Below are 26,100 nucleotides of genomic sequence, written 5' to 3'. Positions count from 1 at the left end.
TTTCCTTTGCCGATCCTTGGACTAGGCCAAATCGACAGCAACAGCAAAGCATGGCGCGCACGACACCAATGATATTGGGATTTCTAAAATTCACCGCCAAAGCCATCATCGGCTTTGTCCTGATCTCGCTGCTTTGGGTGCTGCTCTATGCCGTCGTGCCGCCGCCCGCGACCTTCACCATGCTGGCGGACAGCAGCGGGATGACCAAGGATTGGACGAGCCTGTCCGACATCGACCGCAACATGGTGCGCGCGGTGATCGCCGCCGAAGACGGAAAATTTTGCAGCCACGACGGGTTCGACCGCGACGCGATCGAACAGGCGATCGAGCGCAACGCCAAGGGCAAGCGCATGCGCGGCGGATCGACGATCAGCCAGCAGACTGCGAAAAACGCCTTTCTGTGGCAGGGCACCGGCTGGACCCGCTATGTCCGCAAGGTTCCCGAGGTCTGGTTCACTTTCCTGATCGAGACAATCTGGGGCAAGCGGCGGATCATGGAAGTCTATCTGAACGTCGCGGAGACCGGCATCGGCACCTATGGCGTCGAGGCGGGAGCGCAGCGCTATTTCAACCATGGCGCGGACAAGCTGACCCCGGCCGAAGCCGCGCGCATCGCCGCGATCCTGCCGCTGCCCAAGAAGCGCGAGGCGGTCACTCCGTCGGGCTTTACCCGCCGCTATGGCAACACGATCCGCGCACGCATCGGGGTGGTGAAACGCGACGGGCTGGATGCGTGCGTTTATAAGTGACGCGGCTGCGCCGTTTGATCGCCCATGTCAGATATGAAGTAGGTCGCCGCACACCCACCCAATTTTCGTCATCCCGGACTTGATCCGGGATCCATGACGGCGCCGGCCTTCTGGACCCCGGATCAAGTCCGGGGCGACGAAGATGAAATGTCGGCTTTGGGGTGGGAAGCGGACGTTTAGCTCCGCGCTTCAAAAGCGGATTGTGCCTCTTGCGCCTTAGCACGCAAGCGTGGCCATAAGTGATGGCTGACGAATGCTGCGTCATCTCCCTTGGGTAGGTCCACAAGCATCGCGTCCAGCAAGGCCTTCACCTCACCAATGGCCTCGACTTCGTTCACATCCAAAAGACTATAACCGACTGCGCCTTCGTCAAAATCATTGTCGTCGAAGAAAAAATGACAAATCTGATCGATGTCTGACACCAGCCCTTGTTCGCGCTCATTGCGCCAAAGTTCTTCCGGGTCTTCTGCCGCCAAGTCTTTGAGATACAGAATGAGCTCTTGTCGCTTGTCCGGATTGGCAATCGAAGCAGGCAGGAATGAGTGATTATCCGTCATATGGTGAGGATAACTATGATCTGGATTGTTCTCAATTGGTCGTTTGCTGTCATTTGCAAAGGGCGTCGTCCTCCAGCCAATGCTGGGCATTTTCGCGAAGCTCAGAGTCACTACTAGTCGCCGCGATTTCGGCCATCATATGTCGCGCGGTAGCGCAATCCTTCGACCCAATTTTCACCGCCAAGGAATGCTTACCGGGCTCGAACCCGGCCTTTGCTGAAAGCCGCAGCCACTTCTCTTCTTCCAGCGAATTTCTTGGGTCGCCGGCACGGCCAGATTCTCCTCCCGCCATCCCATAAAAAACTGCAAGCCTATACGCGGCCTCCCCATTGCCTGCGCGTGCTTGCTGCTGAAGCGCGATACGTTCGGCGGGAGCAATATCGAAAGTAGAGGCGCCATCGACACCTGCTGCCGAACTTAAGGATTGGTCGCCAACCTTATGCTCGACGGAATTGTCGCATCCGCTCATCATCAAAGCCGCTACACCGAGGGCGATAAGGGAAGGATGAGCGGTGGTCACAAGGCGATCATTACTTTTTTAATGAACGTCTGCAATCGGTCGGAATCGGCCTCAACGTATTCGTATACCTAACCGCGCCGTGCTTGCCCTCGCCCGCCGGCCCTGCAACACCCGCACCAACGCGAGCCGCGACAGCGGCCGCAAGGGGAGACGCATGATGGAAAAACCGAAGCAGGGCTTCGCCGGCCTGTGGAATATCAGCTTCGGCTTTTTCGGCATCCAGATCGGCTTCGCGCTGCAAAATGCGAATATGAGCCGGATATTCCAATCGCTGGGCGAAGATATCGAAAGGCTCCCCGGCCTGTGGGTTGCCGCGCCGCTGACCGGGCTGCTAGTCCAGCCGATCATCGGTCATATGAGCGACCGCACCTGGCTCGGCCGGCTCGGGCGCCGCCGTCCTTACTTTCTCGCCGGCGCGATCCTCGCTGCCATCGCCCTGTTCGTCATGCCCGAGAGCCCCGCGATCTGGTTCGCCGCGATGATGCTGTGGATCCTCGACGCCTCGCTCAACATCTCGATGGAACCCTTCCGCGCCTTCGTCGGCGACATGCTCCGCAAGGACCAGCACAGCGTCGGCTATGCGGTGCAGACCGCCTTCATCGGCGCGGGCGCGGTCGTCGGGTCGCTGTTCCCGACGCTGATGGAGGCGATGGGGATCGCCAATGTCGCCCCGCCGGGGCAGATTCCCGATACGGTCCGCTACGCCTTCTGGTTCGGCGGGATCGCGCTGTTCCTCGCCGTGCTGTGGACCGTCGTCACCACCGACGAATATAGCCCCGAACAGATGGCGGCCTTCGAAAGCGTCGCACCCGATGGAGGCCTCGCCAGTCGCGCGCTCGCCTCACGCGGCTATCATGGCGGCCTCGCCTGGGCGGCTGCGGGCGTCCTCGTCCTGTTCGTCCAGCATAATTTCGCGCTGCTTCGCGAAGTGCTGCTGCTCGGCGCGCTGCTCATCGGCTACGGCCTCGCGAACATGGTCGCGATCGCGCTGGCGCGGCGGGGTAACGACCGCAATATGCTGTCGAGCATCGTCGGCGATTTCTCCGGCATGCCCCCGCTGATGAAGCGGCTCGCGCTCGTCCAATTCTTCAGCTGGTCGGCGCTGTTCATCATGTGGATCAACACCACCCCGATCGTCGCCCAATATCATTTCGGAACGACCGATGCCGCCAGCGCTGCCTATCAGGAAGCGGGCAACTGGGTCGGCCAGCTGTTCGCAATCTATAACGGCGTCGCCGCGATCGCGGCGCTGACCTTGCTCCCTTGGCTCGCCCGCCGCCTTGGGCAGGCGCGGACGCACATCGTCGGCATCGCGTGCGGCGCGGTCGGATATGCCAGCTTCTTCCTGCTGCGCGACCCTACGCATTTGATCGTCAGCGAGGTCTTCATCGGCATTTTCTGGGCGTCGGTCCTCGCGATGCCCTATGCGATCCTCGCCTCCAGCCTGCCGCAAGCCAAGCTCGGCATCTACATGGGGCTCTTCAACGTCTTCGTCGTCGTCCCGCAATTGCTCGTCGCAACGGTGATGGGCTCGATCATGAAATCGCTGTTTCCAGGCGAGCCCATCTATACGATGGCCTTCGCTGCATTTGCCTTACTCCTTGCAATGATTGCGATGACACGGGTCGACCATTCGGCCCCATAGCATGGCAAAGACGGCTAAGGCTGACGGTGGCCGATGCTGTTGATAAAGTCCGCATTTGATAGAAGCGGACGGAGCGGGACGGCGCTTGTGAGTGCGGACGCGCGCCCCTTCAAGCCATGGCGGGCTGCGACATTGGGATGATCTTGGCCATTTTGCGGAGGTTCTGGGCTGCAGCTGCGAGGTGGAACTCGTCGCGGGCGCCATTGGGGCCGCGTAATCGCAGCCGGTCGAGCCGAAGGATGCGTTTGAGGTGGGCGAACAGCATCTCGACCTTCTTTCGCTCACGACGCGAGGTGATCCATTCGTCTTCCTGGGCGATCACACGGGCAAGGTCGCGGGCACCTTCCTGGACCGAGCGCAGCACCTTGCGCGGCTCCGCGCCAGGGCAGCAGCGTGGCTTGAGCGCGCATGCATCGCAGTCGAGCTTGCTGGCGCGGTAGCGATAAAGACCATCAGCGTTCGGCCGGTTGTGATCGACATGGCCCGTCCGGCGGAAGTGCCGGAGCTGCTTGCCCGCCGGGCAAGTGTAATGATCCAGCTCATGATCGAACAGGAAGTCGGTGCGATCGAAGGCGCCATCGGTGCGAGCAGACTTGTCGAACACCGGGATATGCGGCTCAATGTCGCGCTCGTTCACCAGCCAGCCGAGCATGTCGGCCGAGCCATAGCCGGTGTCACCGATCAGCTTGCGCGGCCAGAGCCCAAGATCGTCATGCACGCGTGCGATCATCCGCTTGGCTGCAGTCACCTCGGCCTGCCGCACCGCGGTGCTCGCCTCGACATCGACGATGACGGCATGCTCGACGTCGATCAGATAGTTGGTCGCATAGCAGAACTCGGCGCGGCCGCCGTGCGCCGAGGTGTAGCGCGACGCCGGATCTGATGGCGATATGCGGGGCGGAACCGCCTGGCTCGCCCCGCCGAACGCCGCATCGTCGAGCACCGCCAGATACTCATCAACCGCACGCGTCGACAGCTCCGCGGGCAAGCCCTCTTCACCGCTGTGGAAGGTCTGGCGATTGGCCTCTGCCCGGATCAGGCTCGCATCGACGGCAAAGCCTTCACCGCCGACAAGTCCCTCCGCCATGCAGCGCCCTACCGTCATCTCGAACAGCTTGCGGAGCAGATCGCTGTCGCGGAAGCGCCCATGCCGGTTCTTCGAGAAGGTCGAGTGATCAGGAACCGCGCCGTCGAGCCCAACCGGCAGAACCAGCGATAGGCCAGGTTCAGATGAACCTCCTCACACAGCCGACGCTCCGATCGGATCCCTATGCAATAGCCGATGATCAGCATCCGGATCATCAACTCCGGATCGATCGATGGCCGACCCCTCTCGCTATAATAGGGCCGCAGATGCTCGCGCAGATCACCCAGATCCAAGAACCGGTCGATCGACCGGAGCAGGTGATCTGCCGGCACATGATCCTCGAGGCTGAAGCTGTAAAACAGCGCCTCCTGCATCACCGTCCGCTCACCCATCATCTGCAAAATCTCCCGATCTTGGAGATTCTGAATCAGGACTGGCGCTTCACTGCAAGGGGACTTTTTCAACAGCATTGGCCGATTACGGTCAGGCAACTTTTGGTTCGAAATCTGGAGAAGCAGACACTCGAACCAAAAGCGCTGCGAACAAGATTTTAAGGCGCAGGCACGCGGCTCGCGATAGCCGCTTCGATCAGGCCCTGCATCTCCTGTTCCAGTTCGGTGCCCTTACGATCTCCGCCGCTCGAAATCTCGGTCGCGATCAGGCCGTAATAGCCGGTTCCGCGATCGATCCAGCCCGTCCATCCATAAGCGCCCGGCGCCGAATTGATCGTCGATGTCGCGCAGGCCGATGGCGTGTCGCATTCGACGAAGGAGCCCAGAGCATATTCCCAGTTCGAGGCCCCCGAGGGCACGAAGACGCGCGGCAGGCCCGTCGTGCGCGGCTGGGTAAAGACGGTCATATCGGTCACGAAGGCGCCGCCGAGGAGCGCGCGCAGCAGCTTGGCATAGTCGCGCGGGGTCGAATAGGCGCCCCCCGCCACCCACGGGTTCGTCGGCGCGCTGCCCGCCGGATCATACCATGTCGTGCTCGTCATCCCGAGCGGCGTCGTGACATGCTGGGCGAAAAGTTCGTGGAAGGTGCGCTGACGCGCCGGCGTTGTTCCGGGCTGGATGCTTACATCCTTCGCCTCGAGATAGGCGGCGGCGATCTGCATCCCGTGCGGACCATAGCTATATTGCGCGCCCGGCGCGTTGCCGGGACGCAGGATGTCGTATCGCAGGTCGTGAATATTCTTCGCGCAATTGTACAGGATCAGCGCCGGTGTCAGCTGGCACCCTCCGACCAGCGGGCTGCCGTTGAACCCCGACGTCATCGACAGCGCATGCTTCAGCTTGACGTCCTTCTTGGTCCCGGTCGTCGTCCAGAAGGCGAGCGGCGGCCGCATCGGGTCGTCCAGCGTGACAATCCCCGCCTGCGCCATCCGCATGGCGAGCGTTCCTGCAAACCATTTGGTGGCCGAAGCGAGCGGCGTCACCCGATCGATTCCGAAGCTGCCCTTCTCATATGCAAACAGATGGTCGGCGTCGGTGGCGTTCCCGACGATGAAATAGCCGTTCGCGACTTCGGCGTCGGCATCGATCGCCGCCTGCAGCGCCGTCCAGTCGTAGGTATAACCGCCGACGGTTGTGGTAAGGCTGGCAGACGAAACTCCTGCCGAAGCAGGCGCTGTGCCATTCGCCGCAGTGGCCGCTGCCGGTGGCAACTGCACCATCGGGCGCGCCTCTCCCCTTTCACCGCCGGTCACACCGCCCTGCGCAAAGGCGCCCGCGCCGATGACGGCCGCACCCGCGGCGAGCCACGCCCATGTCTTGCGTTCAACCATATCGTCTCTCCCGTCCTCTTCGTTACACGTTTCGAAAGGAGGCGCCGCAGAATCCGGCGCGGTGGCCGCCGGATCAGAAGGAGATACGTCCCTCGACCCCGATTACTCGCGGCTGGCTGTAGCGGTTGATCGTCGGCGCCTGCGCGACATAGTAGACCTTGTCGAAGAGGTTGTTCGCGAAGGCGCTGATGCTCACCTTCCCGAACTCGACCCCGACGCGCAGGTTGACGAGCACATAGTCGTCGAGGTCGACCGAGGTCGCGGTCAGCTCCTGCTTTCCACCCCATTGGCCGCTGACGAGGATGTTGCCGGTCAGCGAAACATCGTTCGCGACGGGGTAACGGAGGTTGAGGTTGGCCGCGGCGAGCCAGTCGGGCACCTGCGCAAGGTCGAGTCCGTCGTACCGCCCGCTCTTCACCTTGCCGCCCTGCCGCGACCCGCTAAGCGCCAGACGACCGTTGCCTTCGCCCAGATCGAAGCCCTGGCTGTATTCGGCTTCGATGCCCCAGCTCTTCGCATCGCCGGCGTTGGTGAGATAACTCACCGCTGCGACCGGACAGGTCGGGTTGGTCAGCGCGCAGCCGTCGTCGACCTGCGCGATCAGATCCTGAAGCTCGGTATAATAGCCCGCGACCGCGAAATAGCCGCGCCGCACCGGGCTGCCCTTTACGCCAATCTCGTAGCTGGTGCTGTTTTCGTTGCCGAACAACACCTGCACCGGGCTCGGCGCGCGCGGGTCGGACAGGCGCGTGTTGAAGCCGCCGGCGCGATAGCTGCTCCCGACCTTGGCATAGGCGAGGATGTCGGAGGTCAGCTTATAGGACAGCGTCGCGTTGTAGGAGAGATTGTTGGCGGTGATGCTATCGTCGATGATCCGCGACGGCCCGCCGGTCGGGAGCCCCGTCCCGAGATCATAGAGCCGCGCGGTGATGCTGCGACTGTCGCGCGTATAGCGCAGTTCGCCGGTGACATTGAGGCTGTCGGTCAGGTCGAAGCCGAGCGAACCATAAGCGGCATAGCTTTCGAAATGGAGCCGCGCGGGCGCGATATTGCCCGGCGACGGGTTGGCGAGCGTCGGCGTGCGCGTCGTCGTCACCGAAAAATCGCTGTCGAGGAGGAGCATTTCCGCGCCCACCAGCCAAGTCAGCCGGTCGTTCGATCCGCTGACATGGATGTCCTGCGAGAAATTGTCGGTCGTATCCACCACATAGGACGCGCTGCCCGGGTCGAGCGGGGTCAGCGGCCCGACTTCGCCCGCGGCGCGCGCACGCGCCAGCTCGGCAACACTGACCGCATCATTGTCGAGATCATATTCGCTGTGCCGCTTGCGGAAGGACGTCGTCGAGGTGAGGTCGGCGCCGCCAAGATCGACGCGCACGATCGCCTGCAACCCGTCGACGTCCTGCGAGGCCCGCGGTGCGGTGCTCCACGGATAGCGGAAACGGTCCTGGATATAGCCGCCCGGAAAGCCCGGCGTGCCGGCCGGAATGAAGATCTGATAATGGATAGACGGCGTCGTCAGGCGCTGCGTCTCGGCCATGATCACCGCGTCGACCGGTCCGCGCTTCAGGCGGATCTGCCCGCGCAGGCCATGCCCCTTCTGCCGGTCGAAATAGACGTCATTGTCGGGGTTGTAGAAAAAGCCCTTGTCCTGTTCGACCAGGTCGCCGCTGATCCGCGCCGCGATCCCGTCGCCCAGCGGTACGTTCACCGCACCCTGCAGTTGCAGGCTGTTGTTCTCGAACCCGTATCGCGCGCTTGCCCAGCCCGACAGGTCGAATTCGGGCTCGGCCGATATGATGTTGATCGCGCCGCCGACCGCGTTGCGGCCGTATAGCGCGCCCTGCGTCCCGCGCAGCACCTCGACGCGGCCGATGTCGAGCATGTCGAGGCGGGTGAAGTTGCGCCCGCCGACCGGACCGCCGGCGATATAGGCGCCGCCCCGATAGAGGCCGACGCTCGGGTCGCCGTTGGTCGCGCGCGCCGTCGACGACGCGCGGATCGAAATTTCGGACGTGATCGACGAGCTGAGATTGTTGAAGCGCACGCTCGGCTGGTCGGCGAGGAGCTCGCCGCTTCCGGTCGCCCCGCCGCGATCGTTGAGCGACGTCGCGTCGATCACCGATGCCGCGGTCGGCACGTCGGACAGGCGTTCCTCGCGGCGCCGCGCGGTGACGACGATCGCGCCGTCATCGCCCGCTTCCGCCGCCGTATCGGCCGGAAGGGCCTCGGGAGCCCGATCCTGGGCCGAAGCAGGCGCGGCGGCCGCCACCCAGAGCGCGGCCGTGCCGAAAAGAAGCTGCGCCTTGCGTCCCATAAATCCCTCCCATGTCGTTATTGCAATTATTATCGATAATTTTGTGCATATGGCGACGCGAGTCAAGCCGGAAACTCGCCCTCGCGGCGACGCCGGTCAGCGGCGGACGGGAATGATGGCGGTGAGGAAGTCGCGAACCGCTCGCGCCGTAGCGGCAAGCGGCGCGGGCGCGACGACCGAAAGATTGTCGGTCGGCGCGTGATGATGGCGGTGCGCGCCGAAAATTCCGGCATGATGCGGATAGCCGGCCTTGACCACTTCGGAGAGTTCGCCCGCGACCCCTTCGGTCGAGGGATAAGCCATCTCCAGTCCCGGCAACCCCCTGAAATCCGACCGGGCGCGATCGACAAAGGCGGCCGAGGTCATCAGGAAGCGGAAGGGATCGGCGCTCGGCAACGGCAACAGGCGCCCGGGCATGTCCTGATAGTCGCGCGTCGCGACATTGGCGCCGAGATGCAGCCAGAGATCGGTGTCGGCAGGCGGCGGCCCGACCTTTTCGACGATATGGCTGGCACCCAGATTTTCATATTCATGCCCGCTGTTGCAGACGAAGAGCAGGCTATGATCGGGGAAGGCGCGCGGCATCCATTCGGCGAGCGCGAGCCAGATCGCGAAACCCGGCCCGCGTTCGCCCGCGCAATCGGTCCAGCCCGAGCGCGGGGTCGAGACCACGAGCCAGCGGCGCCCCTTGCGCACGCGCCGCGCCACGACATTCTCCGCGACGCGCGAACCGCCCTTCCCGCGCAGCACCAGCATCGCCGGCTGCCCCTGCCGCGCCGCTTCGATGACGGGCGCCGCAAGGCGCGGCGCCAGCAGCGCCAACGGATTGTCCGACAGCGGCGCATCGGCCGGCGCATTGAGGAGCAGCGCCTCGCCGGTGGGCCCTGTGGTCACAAGGATGACCGCGGCCGCGCCCCGCGCCAGCGCATCGGCCAGCGGATCGCGCACCGCCCGGTCGAGCAGGCTCGACCAGCGGCGATACGGCAGCCGCACCACCGCGATCGCGCCATCGAGCCGATCGCTGACCTCCGCAAGCCGCAGCGGCGCCCCGATCCCGCCAACGCCCGTCGGCACGGCGAGCGGCTGCGCCATCAGGGGGATTTTCCGATCGCCGAGCGCCAATTCGCATGTCGCCGCTTCGAACCAGGGCACGTCGAACGACTGGCGCTCGACCGCAAAGCCCGCCGCAGCAAGCCGCCGCGCAGCCCAGTCGGCGGCCCAGCGATCGCCCGCCCCGCCCGACTGCTTATTGCCCGCTTCGGCGTAGGCCTTCACATCGGCGAAAAGCCGTTCGGCCGCGAATATGGCATCATCGCCCCCAGCGGCGAAGGCGGGAGCAGCCTGAAAAGCGATCGGCGCCGCAAGCCCTGCCTTCAGCAGGCTCCGCCGGCCGGCATAACCCCGCGTCACGACGCGCGGGCGCGGCGACGGCCAGGCTTTGCCTTGGTCCGCCGTGCCTTATATTCCGCCAGCGCCTCGGCGAAATTCTGCTGCGATGTGGCAATCAGGTCGCGCGCGACGCGGTCGGCGTCGTCGGGTTCGCGCGCGACGATATGCCGGCAAAGCTGCTCATAGAGCACCGCCGACCGGCGGCCGACCTCGCCCTCGCCGTGCGTCGCGACAAACTCGTCGGTGTAGACATTGTGCTGCCAGCGCGCGAGCAGCGCCAGCCGGTCGAGCAACTCGAGCGCCATCGGCGCATTCGATCGCTTGGCGATGAATCGCCCGATCCGGTTCGAGACCCTGAGATGCTCGGCGGAATTGGTGGTTCGTTCGGTCACATCCTTATATTCGATCAGCCGGTGCATCAGCTCGCGCCCGTCGCGGTCGCTCATCGCCGTGCACGCGAGGCGGCAAACGACCCCGAAGAGCGCTTTCCACAGCTCGTAGATCTCATCCGCCCCATGGTCGTCGACGTCGATCGCATAAGCGCCGCGCCAGGGCACGACCTTGACCAGCCCGATGCTCGCGAGATGCCGAAAGGCTTCGCGAACGGGTGCGTGACTGACTCCAAAGCGCGCCGCAATCTCACGCTCGCGCAGCCACGATCCCGGCGGAATCCGCCATTCGACGATGTCGTCGGTCAGCAACCGTGCGATAACCCGGTCCTGTGTCGGCGCCTGCTCGTCGTCGGTCTTCGTCGCGGCCATTTCCACCCGTTCGGCTCCCTGTCTGCCGGTGCCATCCTAGATCGGGAAAACACGGGAGCAAACGATCATTGAAGTTCGGAATATTATCGATAATAATGATAAAAACAAGCATCGGAATCAGGAGCCGGATTTGAAACGCATTGCCCCCCTTCTCCTGCTCGCGGGCTGCGCAGCAGCCCCGGCGGTGCAGGCCGCCCCCGCTCCCGGCTGTGCCGCGGCGCTGGCCTATTCGTCGGCGCATCAAGGCGTCGCCGTGCTCGTCCTCGAGGACGGGAAGGTCCGCTGCTCCTCCGATGGCGTCTCGACACCGCAGGAACTCTGGTCGGGGACCAAGAGCCTGGTGGGCCTGATGGCGGCAGCGGCGGTCCAGGACAGGCTGCTCACGCTCGACGAACCTGCGTCGGCCACGCTCGCCGAATGGCGCGAGGACCCAAAAAAGGCCGCGATCACGATCCGGCAATTGCTGGCGATGACCAGTGGACAGGCGTCGACCGTCGGTCGGCCACGGGGTTATCTCGACTCGGTGAACGCCCCGCTCGCCGCCGATCCCGGCACGAAATTCCAATATGGCCCCGCGCCGATGCAGATAATCGGCGAGATTATACGCCGCAAGCTGGCCGCCGCAAGCCTTGATGCCGATCCGCGCCGCTATCTCGAGCGCCGCATCCTGACCCCGGTCGGAGTGACGATCGGCGATTGGCGCAATGGACCGGATGGCGCGCCTCTGATGCCGCAGGGGCTGGTACTCGCCGCAGAGCAATGGGCAAAAGTCGGCGAATTCGTGCGCCGCGGCGGCACGCAGGACGGCAAGGCGCTTGTCGATCCCGCGGCCTTGGCCGAGTTGTTCAAAGGAAGCGATGCCAACCCCGCCTATGGCCTGACCTGGTGGCTTCCGCGAGCGAGTCCCTCCGACGATCCTGTGACGCGCTCGACCGACATCGTTGCGCATGCGCCAACGCTCCCGGCCGACCTGGTCGTCGCGGCAGGCGCAGGCGACCAGCGCCTCTACGTCATCCCGTCACGGCGCCTGACGATCGTGCGGCAGGCGAGACTGGATATCGCAGCGCTTGCCGCCGGGAAAAAGAGTGGCTGGTCCGATACACATTTCCTGTCTTTCTTCCTCTCTCCGACCGGCGAATAATGGCCGATAGCTGCCTGACGGCTTTGAGCTCAAAATGTCAAATAGCGGCCATTCGGCAGCAGATATCCATAGAAAAGCTGAAACCTGCTAGCAGATTTGTGCGCTGCAGCGTAAAGCCGCGGTCATGAGGATCGCGATCATCGACACCAGCACGACGCGCGCTGCCATCATTTCGGATGGGCTGCGCGAGGCTGGGCTCGACGACCTGGTCTTGATCGACACCGCGGGTCCGCTGGCCGCCCAGATCGAAGCGGCACAGCCCGAAGTCGTCCTGATCAACCTCGAAAACCCCAGCCGCGACCTGCTCGAGGATTTCTTCGCCATGTCGCGCGCGCTGGCGCGGCCGATCGCGATGTTCGTCGATCAGAGCGATGCCGAGGCGACGGGCGCCGCAATTGATGCCGGGGTGTCGGCCTATGTCGTCGACGGGCTGTCAAAACAGCGAATCAAGCCGGTGATCGACCTCGCGATCCGTCGCTTCCAAGCCTTTTCGCGGCTGCAACGCGAGCTCGACGAAGCGAAAAATGCCCTCGTCGAACGTGCGACGATCGATCGCGCCAAGGCGATCCTGATGAAACGGCGCGCGATCGACGAACCCGCCGCCTATGCCTTGCTGCGCGGTCAGGCGATGCGCACCAACCGCCGCATTTCGGAAATAGCGGAAGCGATCGTGACCAGCGACGCATTGCTGGGAGACATGGAATGAGCGCCGAGACGTTCCGCATCGGCTTTCTGCCGCTGGTCGATGCCGCGCTCCCGATTCTGGCGCACGAGCTGGGTTTTGCAGCGCGCGAAGGCGTACAGATCGAACTGGTCCGCGACATGACTTGGGCGACGGTGCGCGACCGTCTGCTCTATGGCCATACCGATGCCGCGCACATGATCGCACCGCTGGCGATCGCCACTGCGCTTGGCCGCGATCGGCCGGCGGTGCCGATGGCGGTGCCGTTCGTGCTGGGGCTCAACGGCAATGCCGTGACCTTTTCCACCCAGCTCGCCAAGGATGTCGGGCTGGGCGACACGCTGGGTGATCCAGCCACAATCGGCGCGGCGCTGCAGCGCGTGGCGGCGGCGCGTAAAATTGCGGGCAAGCCGCTGCGCTTTGGCGTTGTGCATCGCTATTCGAGCCATAATTATATGCTGCGATACTGGCTCGCGGGGGTGGGCATTCGTCCCGACCTCCATATCGATATTGTCGTTACCAGCCCTCCCTTTGCCGCCGATGCGCTGGCCGCGGGCGAGGTCGACGGCATTTGCGTCGGCGAACCCTGGAACTCGATCGCGGTCGAGCGCGGCGTCGGCCATATCGCGCTCGCCACTGCGCAGATCTGGCGCCGCGGCGTCGAAAAAGTGCTCGCGCTGCGCGACGCCGTCGTCGATGAGCGCCGCGATGCGGTCGAGGCGCTGCTCCGCGCACTCCACGCTGCCGCCGCCCATTTCGTCGAACCGGGCACCGCCGAGGAAAGCGCCGACATCCTGGCGCGCCCCGAATATCTCAATGCCTCGCGCGATGCGGTGCTGCGCGCGATCACCGACCGTATCCGGCTGACCCCGGGAGGCGAGGCGATCCACTATCCCGATTTCATGTTCCAGCACCGTGAAGCCGCCAATTTCCCGTGGCGCAGCCAGGCCGCGTGGCTCTATTCGCAAATGCTGCGCTGGGACGCGGCTCCCTATTCGAGCGCCGACGCCGCCACTGCGGCCGCGGTGTTCCGCCCCGACATCTATCGCGCCGCGCTCGCCGGGTCGGGAGCACCGCTGCCGGGGGCGAGTTCGAAGCTGGAGGGCGGCATCGATACCCCGCTTGGGGCCGGGTCGGTGCAGGGGCGCCTGCTGCTCGGTAGCGATCGGTTTTTCGACGGTCGCGCCTTCGATCCCGACGATATTCAAGGCTATCTTGCCGATCTTCCCTAGTTTTTATTTTATGCTGCACCTGCGAAATAACCGCTTGCGGTCGGGCCGCGAATCAGGCAGCTTAAAGGCACTCGGCAAGGCTGCCGGGGCAGGATAAAGCGGCTACGGCTCCAACGACGGGGCCGGTCCGCGCGGCAGGCGGGAAGCCTTTTCCCGTAATCCAACAGGCAATGAAGCCGTCAGGATGCGCCCGCGTGGCCGCCGTCCTGGCGGCTTTTTTATTGCCCGTCACACGAAGGGGACGGACGATGACGATGGCACATGCAGGGGCGACCACCGCGCCCAAATCGAATTTCTGGACAAGCGGGCACTGGCCGACGCTGGTCGCCGCCTTTCTTTATTTCGACCTCGCCTTCATGGTGTGGGTGCTGCTGGGACCACTGGCGCCCGCAATTTCCGCCGATCTCGGCCTCAGCCCCGCGCAAAAGGGATTGATGGTCGCAGTCCCGACGCTCGCCGGGGCGCTGCTGCGCGTCGTTAACGGCCTGCTCGTCGACCGCATCGGTCCCAAGCGCGCCGGAGCGATCAGCCAGGTGATCGTGATCGCTGGGCTGTTCCTCGCGTGGTTGATGGGGGTGACCAGTTTTACCGGCACGCTCGCACTCGGCGTGGTGCTCGGCTTTGCCGGGGCCAGCTTTGCGATCGCGCTACCGCTCGCCAGCCGCTGGTACCCGCCCGAGCATCAGGGCAAGGCGATGGGCCTCGCCGGGATGGGCAATTCGGGCACCGTGCTCGCGGCGCTGTTCGCGCCAGGTCTCGCGGTGATGTTCGGCTGGAACGCGGTGCTCGGCCTCGCCTGCATCCCACTGACCATCGTCTTCTTCATCTATCTGGTCATGGCGAAGGACGCGCCGAACGCTCCCGCGCCGAAGAAGCTCGCCCATTATTTCGAGCCGCTCAAGACCGCCGACGCCTGGTGGCTGATGGCCTTTTACTCGGTGACCTTCGGCGGCTTCGTCGGACTGGCCGCATCGCTGCCGATCTATTTCACCGACCAGTTCCACCTGACCCCGGTGATGGCGGGCTATTGCACCGCGGCGTGCGTCTTTGCCGGATCGCTGGTGCGGCCGATGGGCGGCGCGCTCGCCGACCGGATCGGCGGGGTAAAAGCGCTGATGATGGTCTTCGTCGTCGCGGCGCTGGCGCTCGCCGGGGTGCCGCAGGCCGACACGCTACCCGCCGCGCTCGGGCTGTTCGTGATCGCGATGCTCGCGCTCGGCACCGGCAATGGCTCGGTGTTCCAACTCGTGCCGCAGCGTTTCTCGGCCGAAATTGGAGTCATGACCGGGCTTGTCGGCATGGCAGGCGGCATCGGCGGCTTCTACCTCGCCTCCTCGCTCGGCTTCGCCAAGCAGTGGAGCGGCAGCTTTGCGCCGGGCTTTTACATCTTCGCGGGACTAGCGGTCGTTGCGCTTGTCGGGTTGCTGTTCGTCAAGAGCCAGTGGCGCGCGACCTGGGGCGCCGCCGAAGGCGTGCGGATCTAGTCATGGCCCGCACCCTCATTGTCTTGCTGGCGCTCGCGCCGGCCGGGGCGGCGCATGCCCAGGCCGTCCAATTCAAGCCGCTCGGCGAAGCCCGCCTCCGCTATGAAAGCGTCGATCAGGATGGCCTTGCCTCCGAAGCCGAAGCCCTGACCCTGCGCGTCCGCGCCGGGGTCGAGGCCAAGGCGGGACGCTGGTCGGCGCTGGTCGAGGGGCAAGGCAATCTGGCGCTTGTCGATCAGTATTTCGACGGTCTCCACGGTGCCGCGACCCGTCCGATCATCGCCGATCCCGAAAACATCGCCCTCACCCGCGCCCAGCTGCGTTACGCCTCGCCCACCTTCGCGGTGACCGCGGGGCGCCAGCGGATCGGTTTCGACGACGAGCGTTTCGTCGGCAGTGTCGGGTTTCGCCAGAACGGCCAGAGCTATGACGCGGTGCGCGGCGAGGTGACGCCGGTGAAAGGGGTCAAGGTCGACCTGGCCTATGCGTGGAGCGTGCGGACGATCTGGGGCATCGACGGCGCGGGGGCGCGGCAGCAGGCAGTGTCGGGCGACAATGTCTTTGCCAATATCGCCGCCCAAACCCCCGTCGGCAAGCTCAGCGGCTTTGCCTATCTCGTCGATCAGGACGAGGCCGCGATCCAGGGTTTCCGCATGTCGAGCCAAAGCTACGGCGTCCGGCTCGACGGATCGAAGCCGCTCGGCAAGGCGAAGATCGCCTGGCAGCTGAGCTATTCCCGCCAGTCGGACTGGCACCGCAACCCCAACGACTACAGCGCCGACTATTATCTCGCCGACGTTGCAGTCGGTCTTGGTGGCCCCCGGGTCGGCGCCGGGTACGAGATACTCGGCGCCGGTTCAGGAGCAATTGGGGGCGCCGCGCTCACCAGCTTCCAGACCCCGCTCGCCACCGGCTTCAAATTCCAGGGCTGGGCCGACAAATTTCTCGTCACCCCGCCCGATGGGGTCCGCGACCTGTATGCGAGCGCGAGATGGAGCTGGAAGGCGGTTGGCCCGCTGAAAGCCGTCACCGTGCAGGCGGCCTATCACGATTATCGCAGCGACCGCGCCGTGAGATCATATGGCGACGAGATCGACCTGCTCGCCAGCGCCAAGCTCGGCAAGATCACCGGCTCGGTGCGCTACGCGCACTACAACGCTGGCGGCTTCGCCACCGACACCGACAAATTTTGGCTCCAACTGGACTGGATGCTGTGATGGAATATCGCCCCCTCAAACCCGAAACCGACACGCGCGCGCATCTGGTCGTGATAGGAAACGGCATGGCCGGGTGCCGCGCGGTCGAGGAACTGCTCGCGCGCGACGCCGACCGCTACCGCGTGACGATTTTCGGCGCCGAACCGCGGGTCAATTACAACCGCATCATGCTCTCCCCCGTGCTGGCGGGCGAAAAAAGCTTCGACGACATCGTGATCAACGATGCCGACTGGTATGCCGCGAACGGCATCGCACTGGTCGCGGGCGATCCGGTCGCCGCGATCGACCGGGCGGCGAAAACGGTAACAACCCGCAGCGGCACGACCAAAACCTATGACCGGCTGCTGATCGCGACGGGCTCCGATCCTTTCATCATCCCGGTGCCGGGCAAGGATTTGCCGGGCGTGATCGCGTTCCGCGACATGGACGATGTCGACACCATGCTCGCAGCTGCCGATGCCGGCGGCGATGCGGTGGTGATCGGCGGCGGGCTGCTCGGGCTTGAGGCGGCGCACGGCCTGTCGCTACGCGGCATGAAGGTCACCGTCATCCACCTGATGCCGACGCTGATGGAACGCCAGCTCGACGAAGCTGCGGGCTGGCTGCTCAAGCAGGCACTCGAAGCGCGCGGTCAGACCATCCTGACCGGCGCCGACACCGCCGAGATCGTCGGCAACGGCAAGGTCGAGGGGGTGAAACTGAAGGACGGCACCCTGATCCCCGCCAGCCTCGTCGTCATGGCGGTCGGCATCCGCCCGTCGGTCGCTCTCGCCCGCGACGCCGGACTCGCGGTCGGGCGCGGCATCCAGGTTGACGATCATATGGTGACCAGCGACCCGCATGTCCTCGCGGTCGGCGAATGTGTCGAGCATGACGGGCAGGTTTATGGCCTCGTCGCGCCGCTGTGGGATATGTGCCGCAGCCTCGCCGATGGGCTCGTCGAGACGCCGACCGGCTATCGCGGCTCGGTCACCTCGACCAAGCTCAAAGTGTCCGGGATCGACGTTTTCTCAGCGGGCGACTTTTCGGGCGGCGACGGTTGCGAGGACATCGTGCTGCGCGACGCGAGCCGCGGGGTCTACAAGCGCGTCATCGTCAAGGACGACCGCATTGTCGGCGCCGTACTTTATGGCGATACCGCCGACGGAGGCTGGTATTTCGACCTGCTGAAGAAGCAGGAGGATGTATCCGACCTTCGCGACCTCTTGATCTTCGGCCAGGCCTTCGCCTCAGGAGGGGGCGCCGCGGACCCTAAGGCGGCCGTTGCAGCGCTCTCGGACGATGCCGAGATTTGCGGCTGCAACGGCGTCACCAAGGGCCAGGTTGTCTCGTGCATCGCCAAGGGCGCGCACAGCCTCGACGCCGTACGCGGCACCTGCAAGGCCTCGGCGAGTTGCGGTTCCTGCACCGGCCTCGTCGAAAATCTGCTCGCGCTCACCTTGGGCGACGAGGTGCAGGCCGGACCCAAGACGATGTGCAAATGCACCAGCTTCGGCCACGACGACGTCCGGCGCGAAATCGTCGCGCAGGACATGAAGTCGATCCCCGAGGTGATGCAGAAACTGCACTGGACCACCCCCGACGGCTGTTCCTCGTGCCGCCCTGCGCTTAACTATTACCTGCTCTGCGCGCTGCCCGGCGACTATGTCGATGACCAGCAGAGCCGTTTCGTCAACGAGCGTCTCCACGCGAATATCCAGAAGGACGGGACCTATTCGGTCGTCCCGCGCATGTGGGGCGGGCTCACCAACCCCACCGAGTTGCGCGCGATCGCCGATGTCGTCGAGAAATATGATGCGCCGATGGTAAAGGTGACCGGCGGCCAGCGGCTCGATATCTTCGGGATCAAGAAAGAGGATTTGCCCGCGGTGTGGGCCGACCTCAACGCGGCGGGGATGGTGTCGGGCCATGCTTATGGCAAGGCACTGCGCACGGTGAAAACCTGCGTCGGGTCCGAATGGTGCCGCTTCGGCACCCAGGATTCGACCGGGCTCGGGGTCAAGATCGAGCGGATGAGCTGGGGCAGCTGGATGCCGCACAAGTTCAAGATCGCTGTGTCGGGATGCCCGCGCAATTGCGCCGAGGCGACGATCAAGGACTTCGGCATCGTCTGCGTCGATAGCGGCTACGAGCTCCACGTCGGTGGGAATGGCGGGATTCACGTGCGCGTCACCGACCTGCTCTGCAAGGTCGCGACCGAGCAGGAGGCGATGGATTATTGCGCTGCCTTCATCCAGCTTTACCGCGAAGAGGCCCGCTATCTCGAGCGTACCGCGCCGTGGATCGAGCGCGTCGGGGTCGAGCAGATCAAGGCGCGAATCGTCGACGACGCAGCGGGCCGCGAGGCGCTCCGCGCCCGCTTCCTCTATGCCCAAAGCTTTTCGCAGGACGATCCCTGGGCGCAGCGCGCCGAGGGCGCCGAGCGGGAGCATCATGCGCCAATGGCGCGCTTCACCCCGCAGGAGGAAATGGCATGACCGGCGACTGGCTCGACATTGGCTGGGTCGATGAAATCCCCGTTCGCGGGACCCGCACCGTGCAAGTGGCGGGCGGCGACGACATCGCGGTCTTCCGCACCGCAGAGGGTAAGGTGTTCGCGCTCCTCGACCGCTGCCCGCATAAGCATGGGCGGCTGAGCCAGGGGATCGTCCACGGAGGCGCAGTAGCCTGCCCGCTGCACAATTGGCGTATTTCGCTATCAACCGGCGAAGCGCTCGGCGACGACAAGGGCTGCACCCCGACGGTACCGGTCAAGATCGACGCTGGCCGTGTCCTCATCTGCCGCGCGAGCACGCTGAAGGCCGCGGCCTGATGGCCGAAGCGGTCCGCACCACCTGCGCCTATTGCGGCGTCGGCTGCGGCATAAGCGCGACGGTAACCGCCGAGCGCGAGGTTCGGATTGAAGGCGACCCCGACCATCCCGCCAACCGCGGCAAGCTATGCTCAAAGGGCACGCATCTCGGCGAAACTGTGGGACTTGAGGGGCGTCTCCTCCACCCCATGATCGGCAAGAAACGCGCAAGCTGGGACAAGGCGCTCGACCTCGTCGCAAAGCGCTTCAAGGAAACGATCGCGCGTCACGGTCCAGGCAGCGTCGCTTTTTACGTCTCGGGCCAATTGCTGACCGAAGATTATTATGTCGCGAACAAACTGATGAAGGGCTTCATCGGCACCGCCAACATCGACACCAACTCGCGCCTCTGCATGTCGAGCGCTGTCGCGGGCCATATGCGCGCGTTCGGCGAGGACATTGTTCCCGCCACCTATGACGATCTCGAGGCCGCTGATCTGATCGTCCTTGTCGGCAGCAATACCGCCTGGTGTCACCCGATCGTCTATCAGCGTATCCGCGCGCGCTGCGAGGCAGGCGCGAAACTGGTCGTCATCGATCCGCGCCGTACCGAGACCGCCGAAGAGGCCGACCTGCATCTCGCAATCCGCCCCGGCAGCGACGTCGCGCTGATGAACGGGCTGTTGCAGCATTGCCGCGAAGCCGGCATCGTCGATGAGGCGTATCTTGCTGCGCACGTCGCGGTGCCCGACGATTTCTGGAACGAGCTTGGAGGGGGGAACGACCTGTGGTCGGTGGCGCGGACGTGCGACGTCAGTGCTACCGACCTCAGGCGTTTCTTTGACCTGTTCGCCGCGCACCCGCGCACCGTCACGATGTTCAGCCAAGGGATCAATCAGGCGACCGCCGGGACCGACCAGGTCAATGCGATCCTCAATCTCCATCTCGCCACGGGGAGAATCGGCAAACCCGGCGCAGCCCCCTTCTCGATCACTGGCCAGCCCAATGCGATGGGTGGGCGCGAAGTCGGCGGACTCGCGACCACGCTCGCCGCGCATATGGATTTCGCTCCCGAAAACCGCGCCCGCGTCCAGCGTTTCTGGGCCGCGCCGACAATCGCCGAAAAACCGGGACTCAAGGCGGTCGATATGTTCCGCGCGATCGGCGAAGGCCGCATCAAGGCCGTATGGGTGATGGCGACCAACCCCGCCGTCTCGATGCCCGACGCCAACCGGGTGCGCGCGGCGCTCGCCGACTGCCCGTTCGTCGTCGTCAGCGACGTGATCGAACATACCGACACCGGCGCCTTTGCGCATGTCCGTCTGCCCGCCGCCGCCTGGGGCGAAAAGGACGGCACCGTCACCAACAGCGACCGGATGGTCAGCCGCCAGCGCGCGCTGTTTCCGCTGCCCGGCGAGGCGATGCCCGACTGGTGGATCATCAAGGAAGTCGCGCGGCGCATGGGGTGGAAAACCGCCTTCAGCTATGATCGCCCCGCCGACATCTGGCGCGAGCATTGCCGCCTGTCGATCTATGAGAATGAAGGCGATCGGCTGTTCGCGCTGCCCGGTGCGGCGCAGGGCGGCAACACGGCTTATGACGATATGGCGCCGTTCCGTTGGGGCGGCGCTCACCCCTTTGCCGACGGCCGCTTTTCGACCGAAGACGGCCGCGCGCGGCTGGTCGCGGTTGTTCAGAAGGACTTGCCCGAACCGCTCGCCAAATGGCCGCTAACGCTCAACACCGGACGCTACCGCGACCAATGGCATAGTATGACTCGCACTGGGTTCGCCCCAAAGCTCGCGCGCCACCGCGAAGAACCGCTGGTCGAGGTACACCCCGACGATGGTGCACGGCTTGGCCTCAGTGACGGAGGCCTCGCGCGCGTTGATACGCCGCAGGGCGACAGCATCTTCCGCGTTGCGTTCCACGCGGGCCAGCGGCGGGGCGAAGCGTTCGTGCCTATCCACTGGACCGACCGGACGAGCAGCGGGGGGCGCACCGGCCTGCTTTCCCGCCCGCTCGTTGATCCGGTGTCGGGCCAACCGGGTTTCAAGCGGACCCCGGCATCAATCGCCGCTCTGGCCACAAAATGGCGCGGCTTCCTGTTGCTGGCGCACGAACTCGACACCCACCCTAAATGCCTGTGGGCGACGCGCGTCGCCGTTCCCTCGGGGGCGCTGTGGGAACTCGCCGGCAACGGCGACATCACGTCCGTCGAAGCGCTGCTTCCGCGCGGCGAGCGGATTGAGGCACAGGATGCCGCGCGCGGAACGCGCCGCATTGCTGTCGTGGCGGGTGGCCGTCTCGCCGCCGCGCTGTTCGTCACGGAAAGCGGCGAACTGCCGCCGCGCGACTGGCTGATTGCGCAGCTCTCGGCGCCCGAGATCGCCCCGACCCTTCTCGCCGGCCGCGCGCCGGGAGCCCAGGTCGATCGCGGGACGATCATCTGCGTCTGTTTCGACATCGGACTGAAGACGATCGCCGCCGCAATCCGCGAGCAGGCACTCGCCGACGTCACCGCTATCGGCGCGGCAATCGGGGCGGGCACCAATTGCGGGTCGTGCCGCCCGGCACTTGCAAGGATATTGGCTGAGGAGACAAGCGATGCAGCGTGACGATTTCGCCCCGGGGACTGTGTGGCTGGTCGGCGCTGGCCCCGGTGATCCGGACCTTCTGACCATGAAGGCAGTGAAGCTGATCGAGTGCGCCGACATCGTCTTTCACGACGCGCTTGTCGGAGCCGGCATCCTGAGCCTTATACCTTCCAAGACCGAGACCGTGAGCGTCGGCAAAAGATCGGGGCGGCATTCCAAAGACCAGCGGACGATCGATGCGATGCTCGTCGAGGCGGCGGCCGCCGGCAAAAGGGTCGTTCGCCTCAAGGGAGGCGACCCTTCCATCTTCGGCCGTTCGGCGGAAGAGCTTCGTGCGCTGCGCAATGCTGGATATCCGGTCTCCATCTGCCCGGGCATCACGACCGCGTGCGCCGCGGCCGCATCGGCTGGAATATCGCTCACGCTTCGCGGCGTCGCGCGCGATGTTCGCTTCGTCACCGCGCACAGCCAGCGGGGCGCAGCACTCGATGTTGACTGGCATTCGCTCGCCGGCGGTGGATCGACCCTGGCGTTTTACATGGGACGCGAGGTCGCGGGAGAGATCATGCGCGGCCTCATGCGTGCGGGGATGGCCGGCGACACGTCGGTGTTGATTGCATGTCACGTCAGCGATCCCGCCGAGCAGCGCCTGACGACGCGGCTCGACCTGCTCGAACTGGCGACCCGATCGTTCGCCGCTGACGCACCCACTCTGATCGTCGTCGGTGCGGCGGTGACCCAAGCCCATGTCGCGCGTGCCGGATTGCCGAATGTCGCGCGGTCGACCCATGGGTAAACTGAGTGAGATGACCGCGCTCACCGCGTGCACCGCCTCGATTGATTTCGACTCAGCGCTGGCCGTGCTGTCCGCCCTTGCCAACCCGCGGGACCCGGTGGCCGTTTCGATATCCGACGCAGGCGGGTGCCATCTGGCGGCGCCTATCCTCGCCCTCCTCGACTCTCCGCGGCACGCCTGCGCCGCGATGGACGGCTATGCAGTGCGCGATTGCGATCTTTTCACGGGTGCCGCGACGTTCCGGTCGATCGGCGTCAGCTATGCTGGCAGCCACGACGCCGGGGAAATCGGACCGGGCGAGACGATGCGCGTGATGACGGGCGCTCCAGTGCCCCGCGGCGCCGATCGCGTCGTCATGATCGAATATTGCCGCCAAAGCGAAGGCGACGTCAGGATCGATAATCCGCCGTTCGGGAAACCGCACATTCGGCGGCGGGGGTCGGATTTTGCGTTGGGTCAGCTTCTGATACCCGAGGGCACGAAAGTTACGCCGGCGGTGGCTGTCTCAGCGGCGGCCGCCGACCATCACGAACTGCTCGTATCGCCGCGCCCGCGCATTCAGCTCCTCGCGACGGGCGACGAGATTGTTGCGCCCGGCGCAGCCGCGGGCAGCGCATTCGTCATCCCGGACAGCCTGAGCGCGGCGATTGAGCTGCTCTGCCATTCCGCGGGAGCGACGGTGATATCGAAAGCCCGGCTCCCGGACGACTCGGACGTGATTGCGCGAGCCATGGAATTCGCATCGGCCGACATCATCGTCGTCCTCGGCGGCGCATCGCGCGGCGATCGGGACCATGGCCGCGCCGCATTCGCTCCACTCGGCCTGAAAATCGCTTTCGCCGACGTGGCCATGAAACCCGGCAAGCCGGTCTGGTATGGAAAAGTTGGAGCGCGGCACGTTCTCGGGCTCCCCGGTAATCCTACTGCGGCGCTGACGACCGCCCGCCTGTTCCTGTCACCTCTCATCAGCTGCCTTCTGGGCGGAGACGTTGCTGGTGCCCTGCCTTGGCATCTGCTCCCGGCCCTCGGCCCCATCGAAGCCAATGGGCCGCGCGAGGCATTCCTGTGCGCGGCGACCTCCTTCCGAGGCGTCGAAGTCAGCGATCGACAGGATGCATCGGGCCAGGCGCGGCTTGCGCAGGTCAATGGGCTGGTGCGGCGACCGGCCAACGCTCCGCCGATCCTTCCCGGCATGCCCGTGCCGACGCTGCCGCTGTGTTGCTAGGTCTCCTGGTCCGAGAGCTGGCAAAAGCTTCGGCGCGCGACGCCGGGCCGCGCATCCCCGTGGCACGAAGTCATCCAGAGGCACCGAACGCGGTCCTTCGTGCCATCGCGCAAACAATCGCGACACATGGCCGGGACGCGCTGACCGATTCTGAAAAGCTCATCTGGAACACCGCCCTCGTGATCTCCGTCATGACCGGAGACCGCAGGATTGCGGTGCCGTCCGATGCAAGGGTATTGAGTTGGGGTGCTGCCCGGGCCGGATTCAATGAGATGGGCTTCCCGGCGCTTGCCGAGTTCGTCAGGCTGTTCGTGCTCGAACTCGCTTACCGTGCAGACCTCGACATAGGGAACGGGAAGGCAAACTCGGCCTCGCTCCTCCGCATCGCAGCATTGAAACATGGTTTTCAAGCGAGCGAAAGCGACATCAACTTTCCATGGGAAATCGAGCAGTTGATTTGCCGCGTATATGAATGGGCTTGAACGCGACTGGCATTGACCGGCCCCCACCGAGTGGTCCGGGTGGATTGTTAGTGCATTGACGCCTCCCTCGCCAGTGTTGGCCGTAGGTGGAGCGAAGCGGAACCGGAGGGCAACACTGGCGAGGGAACGGCCTCCGGCGCCGGTGGCCGATATCCCAGCGAGCTGTGCGGCCGGACGGTGTTGTAATGTCGCCGCCAGGCCTCGATCAGGATCCGGGCATCGGCGAGCGAGTAGAAGATTTCGCCGTTGAGCAGTTCATCGCGCAGCGATCCGTTGAAGCTTTCGCAATAGCCATTCTCCCAGGGCGATCCGGGCGTGATGTAGAGCGTCTTCACACCGACCTTCGCCAGCCATTCCTGCACTGCCGTGGCAATAAACTCCGGCCCATTGTCAGACCTGATATGCGCTGGTGGCCCGCGCGTGACGAACAGTTCGGCCAGCGCCGCCAGCACGTCGTCGCTCTTGAGTTTACGCGCCACGGGCAACGCCATGCACTCCCGGCTCGCCTCGTCGATGATCGACAGGATACGATATTTGCGACCATCGTGGGTGCGGCCCTCGACGAAGTCGTAGGACCAGACATGGCCGGGATACTCTGGCCGAAGCCGGATGCACGATCCGTCATTCAGCCAGAGCCGCCCGCGTTTCGGTTGTCTTTGCGGCACCTTCAGCCCCTCGCGTCGCCAGATGCGCTCGACTCGCTTGCGGTTCACATGCCACCCCGCATCGCGCAGCAACGCCGTCACCCGGCGATAGCCATAACGACCATATTGCCGCGCCAGCGCAATGATATCCTCGGTAAGAGCCGCTTCGTCATCTGCCCCGCGGGGCGCCTTGCGCTGTGTCGATCGGTGCTGCCCGAGTACGCGGCAGAGCCGCCGCTCGGACACCGGAATCATCGTTCTGATGTGGTCGATACAGCGCCTTCGGCGCGCGGGGCTCAGAAGTTTCCCCGGGCAGCTTCCTGCAATATCAGCTTGTCCAAAGTGAGGTCGGATATCGCACGCCGAAGCCGAAGATTCTCCTTCTCCAGGTCCTTCATCCGACGCGCCTGGTCGGTTTTCAGGCCGCCATATTCCTTGCGCCACCGATAATAGGTCTGCTCGCTGACCGCGATCCGGCGACACGCTTCAGCCGTCGTGGCGCCCTGCGCCAGCACAACCTCCGCTTCACGCAGCTTGCCAATAATCTCTTCCGGGCGATGCTTCTTGCTCGGCATTCATAATCTCCTTCGTAATCCAAAATATCATCAATTTTGGACCACTCAGAAGGGGGCAGATCATTGACTCCATTGGTCATCGCGATAGTCTCGAGCCACTATCCGATCTTCGAACTGCGACCCTGGAAGATAGGTGGGAACGGTTTTTGGGGTCTATCTAGCGATCACTGAAAACCGGAAGGGCCTTGTCGAAAGACGGGCCCTTTTTCGTCTGTCCTACAAAATTCGGCCATGTCATGTTCGGACGATGTGCCGCGAATCGAAATGGAAAAGCCGCGCCATCGCTTTCGAGTTCTGGCTTCTTACCCTGCTGGTCGCCGGCTCGTTCGTGGCGGGTCTGGTGTCGGCAGTCCGATATCTTTTAGGCTATTGATCCGCCGTTTCCGGCCCCACCCAAGACCAAGCTGAAGAATCTCGCGGCCACTC

The 26,100-nt window shown here is 64.6% G+C and carries 20 protein-coding genes and 1 pseudogene; 13 read left to right on the top strand and 8 right to left on the bottom strand.

Annotated features, from left to right (window positions below):
• Positions 1 to 50: 50 nt before the first annotated feature.
• Positions 51 to 749: a monofunctional biosynthetic peptidoglycan transglycosylase gene (mtgA, locus tag CDQ91_RS19230; RefSeq protein ID WP_088474323.1), complete on the top strand. Its 699-nt coding sequence runs from the start codon at positions 51 to 53 to the stop codon at positions 747 to 749.
• Between the two features lie 176 nt (positions 750 to 925).
• Here mtgA and CDQ91_RS19225 read toward each other — a convergent pair whose 3' ends face one another.
• Both CDQ91_RS19225 and CDQ91_RS19220 read right to left on the bottom strand, forming a co-directional pair.
• Entirely contained in the window at positions 926 to 1,306 is a 381-nt protein-coding gene (locus CDQ91_RS19225; RefSeq protein ID WP_088474322.1) for an SCO4402 family protein, read from the bottom strand.
• Between the two features lie 49 nt (positions 1,307 to 1,355).
• On the bottom strand, positions 1,356 to 1,826 hold the full coding sequence (locus CDQ91_RS19220) for a hypothetical protein (protein WP_088474321.1): 471 nt from the start codon (positions 1,824 to 1,826) through the stop codon (positions 1,356 to 1,358).
• A gap of 157 nt (positions 1,827 to 1,983) precedes the next feature.
• Here CDQ91_RS19220 and CDQ91_RS19215 point away from each other — a divergent pair, with 157 nt between their 5' ends.
• Positions 1,984 to 3,471 (top strand): MFS transporter, encoded by a 1,488-nt coding sequence (locus CDQ91_RS19215; protein WP_088474363.1) that lies wholly within the window; start codon positions 1,984 to 1,986, stop codon positions 3,469 to 3,471.
• Positions 3,472 to 3,580: 109 nt separating this feature from the next.
• Here CDQ91_RS19215 and CDQ91_RS19210 read toward each other — a convergent pair.
• The 5 genes and pseudogenes from CDQ91_RS19210 to CDQ91_RS19190 all read right to left on the bottom strand — a co-directional run bounded on the left by CDQ91_RS19210 (position 3,581) and on the right by CDQ91_RS19190 (position 10,808).
• Positions 3,581 to 4,953, bottom strand: a pseudogene (locus tag CDQ91_RS19210) (transposase).
• A gap of 155 nt (positions 4,954 to 5,108) precedes the next feature.
• Positions 5,109 to 6,341, bottom strand: coding sequence for a serine hydrolase domain-containing protein (locus tag CDQ91_RS19205; RefSeq protein WP_088474320.1), 1,233 nt, complete (start codon positions 6,339 to 6,341; stop codon positions 5,109 to 5,111).
• 73 nt (positions 6,342 to 6,414) lie between these two features.
• Complete coding sequence (locus tag CDQ91_RS19200) at positions 6,415 to 8,658, bottom strand: TonB-dependent receptor (RefSeq protein WP_088474319.1); 2,244 nt, start codon at positions 8,656 to 8,658, stop codon at positions 6,415 to 6,417.
• Positions 8,659 to 8,754: 96 nt separating this feature from the next.
• Positions 8,755 to 10,068, bottom strand: a complete 1,314-nt coding sequence (locus tag CDQ91_RS19195) for a zinc-binding metallopeptidase family protein (RefSeq protein ID WP_088474318.1) — start codon at positions 10,066 to 10,068, stop codon at positions 8,755 to 8,757.
• Complete coding sequence (locus CDQ91_RS19190; RefSeq protein WP_088474317.1) at positions 10,065 to 10,808, bottom strand: GntR family transcriptional regulator; 744 nt, start codon at positions 10,806 to 10,808, stop codon at positions 10,065 to 10,067. The genes CDQ91_RS19195 and CDQ91_RS19190 overlap by 4 nt, the downstream gene beginning before the upstream one ends.
• A gap of 130 nt (positions 10,809 to 10,938) precedes the next feature.
• On the opposite strand from CDQ91_RS19190, the gene CDQ91_RS19185 reads away from it, so the two are divergent.
• From CDQ91_RS19185 to CDQ91_RS19135, 11 genes are all read left to right on the top strand, one after another.
• Complete coding sequence (locus CDQ91_RS19185) at positions 10,939 to 11,949, top strand: serine hydrolase domain-containing protein (RefSeq protein WP_011542780.1); 1,011 nt, start codon at positions 10,939 to 10,941, stop codon at positions 11,947 to 11,949.
• 124 nt (positions 11,950 to 12,073) lie between these two features.
• On the top strand, positions 12,074 to 12,655 hold the full coding sequence (locus CDQ91_RS19180; protein WP_088474316.1) for an ANTAR domain-containing response regulator: 582 nt from the start codon (positions 12,074 to 12,076) through the stop codon (positions 12,653 to 12,655).
• Positions 12,652 to 13,863: a CmpA/NrtA family ABC transporter substrate-binding protein gene (locus CDQ91_RS19175; RefSeq protein ID WP_088474315.1), complete on the top strand. Its 1,212-nt coding sequence runs from the start codon at positions 12,652 to 12,654 to the stop codon at positions 13,861 to 13,863. Before CDQ91_RS19180 ends, CDQ91_RS19175 begins: the two co-directional genes overlap by 4 nt.
• 248 nt (positions 13,864 to 14,111) lie before the next feature.
• Positions 14,112 to 15,347, top strand: coding sequence for a nitrate/nitrite transporter (locus tag CDQ91_RS19170; RefSeq protein WP_088474314.1), 1,236 nt, complete (start codon positions 14,112 to 14,114; stop codon positions 15,345 to 15,347).
• A gap of 2 nt (positions 15,348 to 15,349) precedes the next feature.
• Positions 15,350 to 16,564: an alginate export family protein gene (locus tag CDQ91_RS19165; RefSeq protein WP_088474313.1), complete on the top strand. Its 1,215-nt coding sequence runs from the start codon at positions 15,350 to 15,352 to the stop codon at positions 16,562 to 16,564.
• A complete protein-coding gene (nirB, locus tag CDQ91_RS19160) occupies positions 16,564 to 19,041 on the top strand; it encodes a nitrite reductase large subunit NirB (protein WP_088474312.1) in 2,478 nt (825 codons plus the stop codon). Before CDQ91_RS19165 ends, nirB begins: the two co-directional genes overlap by 1 nt.
• Positions 19,038 to 19,376 carry a nitrite reductase small subunit NirD gene (nirD, locus tag CDQ91_RS19155; RefSeq protein ID WP_088474311.1) on the top strand — a complete coding sequence of 113 codons (339 nt, stop codon included), beginning with the start codon at positions 19,038 to 19,040 and terminating at the stop codon, positions 19,374 to 19,376. Before nirB ends, nirD begins: the two co-directional genes overlap by 4 nt.
• Positions 19,376 to 21,973: a nitrate reductase gene (locus CDQ91_RS19150; protein ID WP_088474310.1), complete on the top strand. Its 2,598-nt coding sequence runs from the start codon at positions 19,376 to 19,378 to the stop codon at positions 21,971 to 21,973. The genes nirD and CDQ91_RS19150 overlap by 1 nt, the downstream gene beginning before the upstream one ends.
• Positions 21,963 to 22,748: a uroporphyrinogen-III C-methyltransferase gene (gene cobA, locus CDQ91_RS19145; protein ID WP_088474309.1), complete on the top strand. Its 786-nt coding sequence runs from the start codon at positions 21,963 to 21,965 to the stop codon at positions 22,746 to 22,748. Before CDQ91_RS19150 ends, cobA begins: the two co-directional genes overlap by 11 nt.
• Positions 22,749 to 22,758: 10 nt before the next feature.
• The gene (locus CDQ91_RS19140) at positions 22,759 to 23,973 is read left to right on the top strand and encodes a molybdopterin molybdotransferase MoeA (protein WP_158213727.1); all 1,215 of its coding nucleotides are present in this window, start codon (positions 22,759 to 22,761) and stop codon (positions 23,971 to 23,973) included.
• Positions 23,964 to 24,455 carry a hypothetical protein gene (locus CDQ91_RS19135; protein WP_088474307.1) on the top strand — a complete coding sequence of 164 codons (492 nt, stop codon included), beginning with the start codon at positions 23,964 to 23,966 and terminating at the stop codon, positions 24,453 to 24,455. Before CDQ91_RS19140 ends, CDQ91_RS19135 begins: the two co-directional genes overlap by 10 nt.
• 47 nt (positions 24,456 to 24,502) lie before the next feature.
• On the opposite strand, the gene CDQ91_RS19130 is transcribed toward CDQ91_RS19135, so the two are convergent.
• A protein-coding gene (locus tag CDQ91_RS19130) for an IS3 family transposase (RefSeq protein WP_088474306.1) occupies positions 24,503 to 25,674 on the bottom strand; the annotation gives its coding sequence in 2 pieces (ribosomal slippage) (positions 24,503 to 25,410 and positions 25,410 to 25,674; 1,173 coding nt in all).
• Positions 25,675 to 26,100 lie beyond the last annotated feature (426 nt).

Origin of the sequence: Sphingopyxis witflariensis (assembly GCF_002205635.1) — a bacterium.
Taxonomy (GTDB): domain Bacteria; phylum Pseudomonadota; class Alphaproteobacteria; order Sphingomonadales; family Sphingomonadaceae; genus Sphingopyxis; species Sphingopyxis witflariensis.
This window is presented reverse-complemented; position numbering and strand designations above follow the sequence as displayed.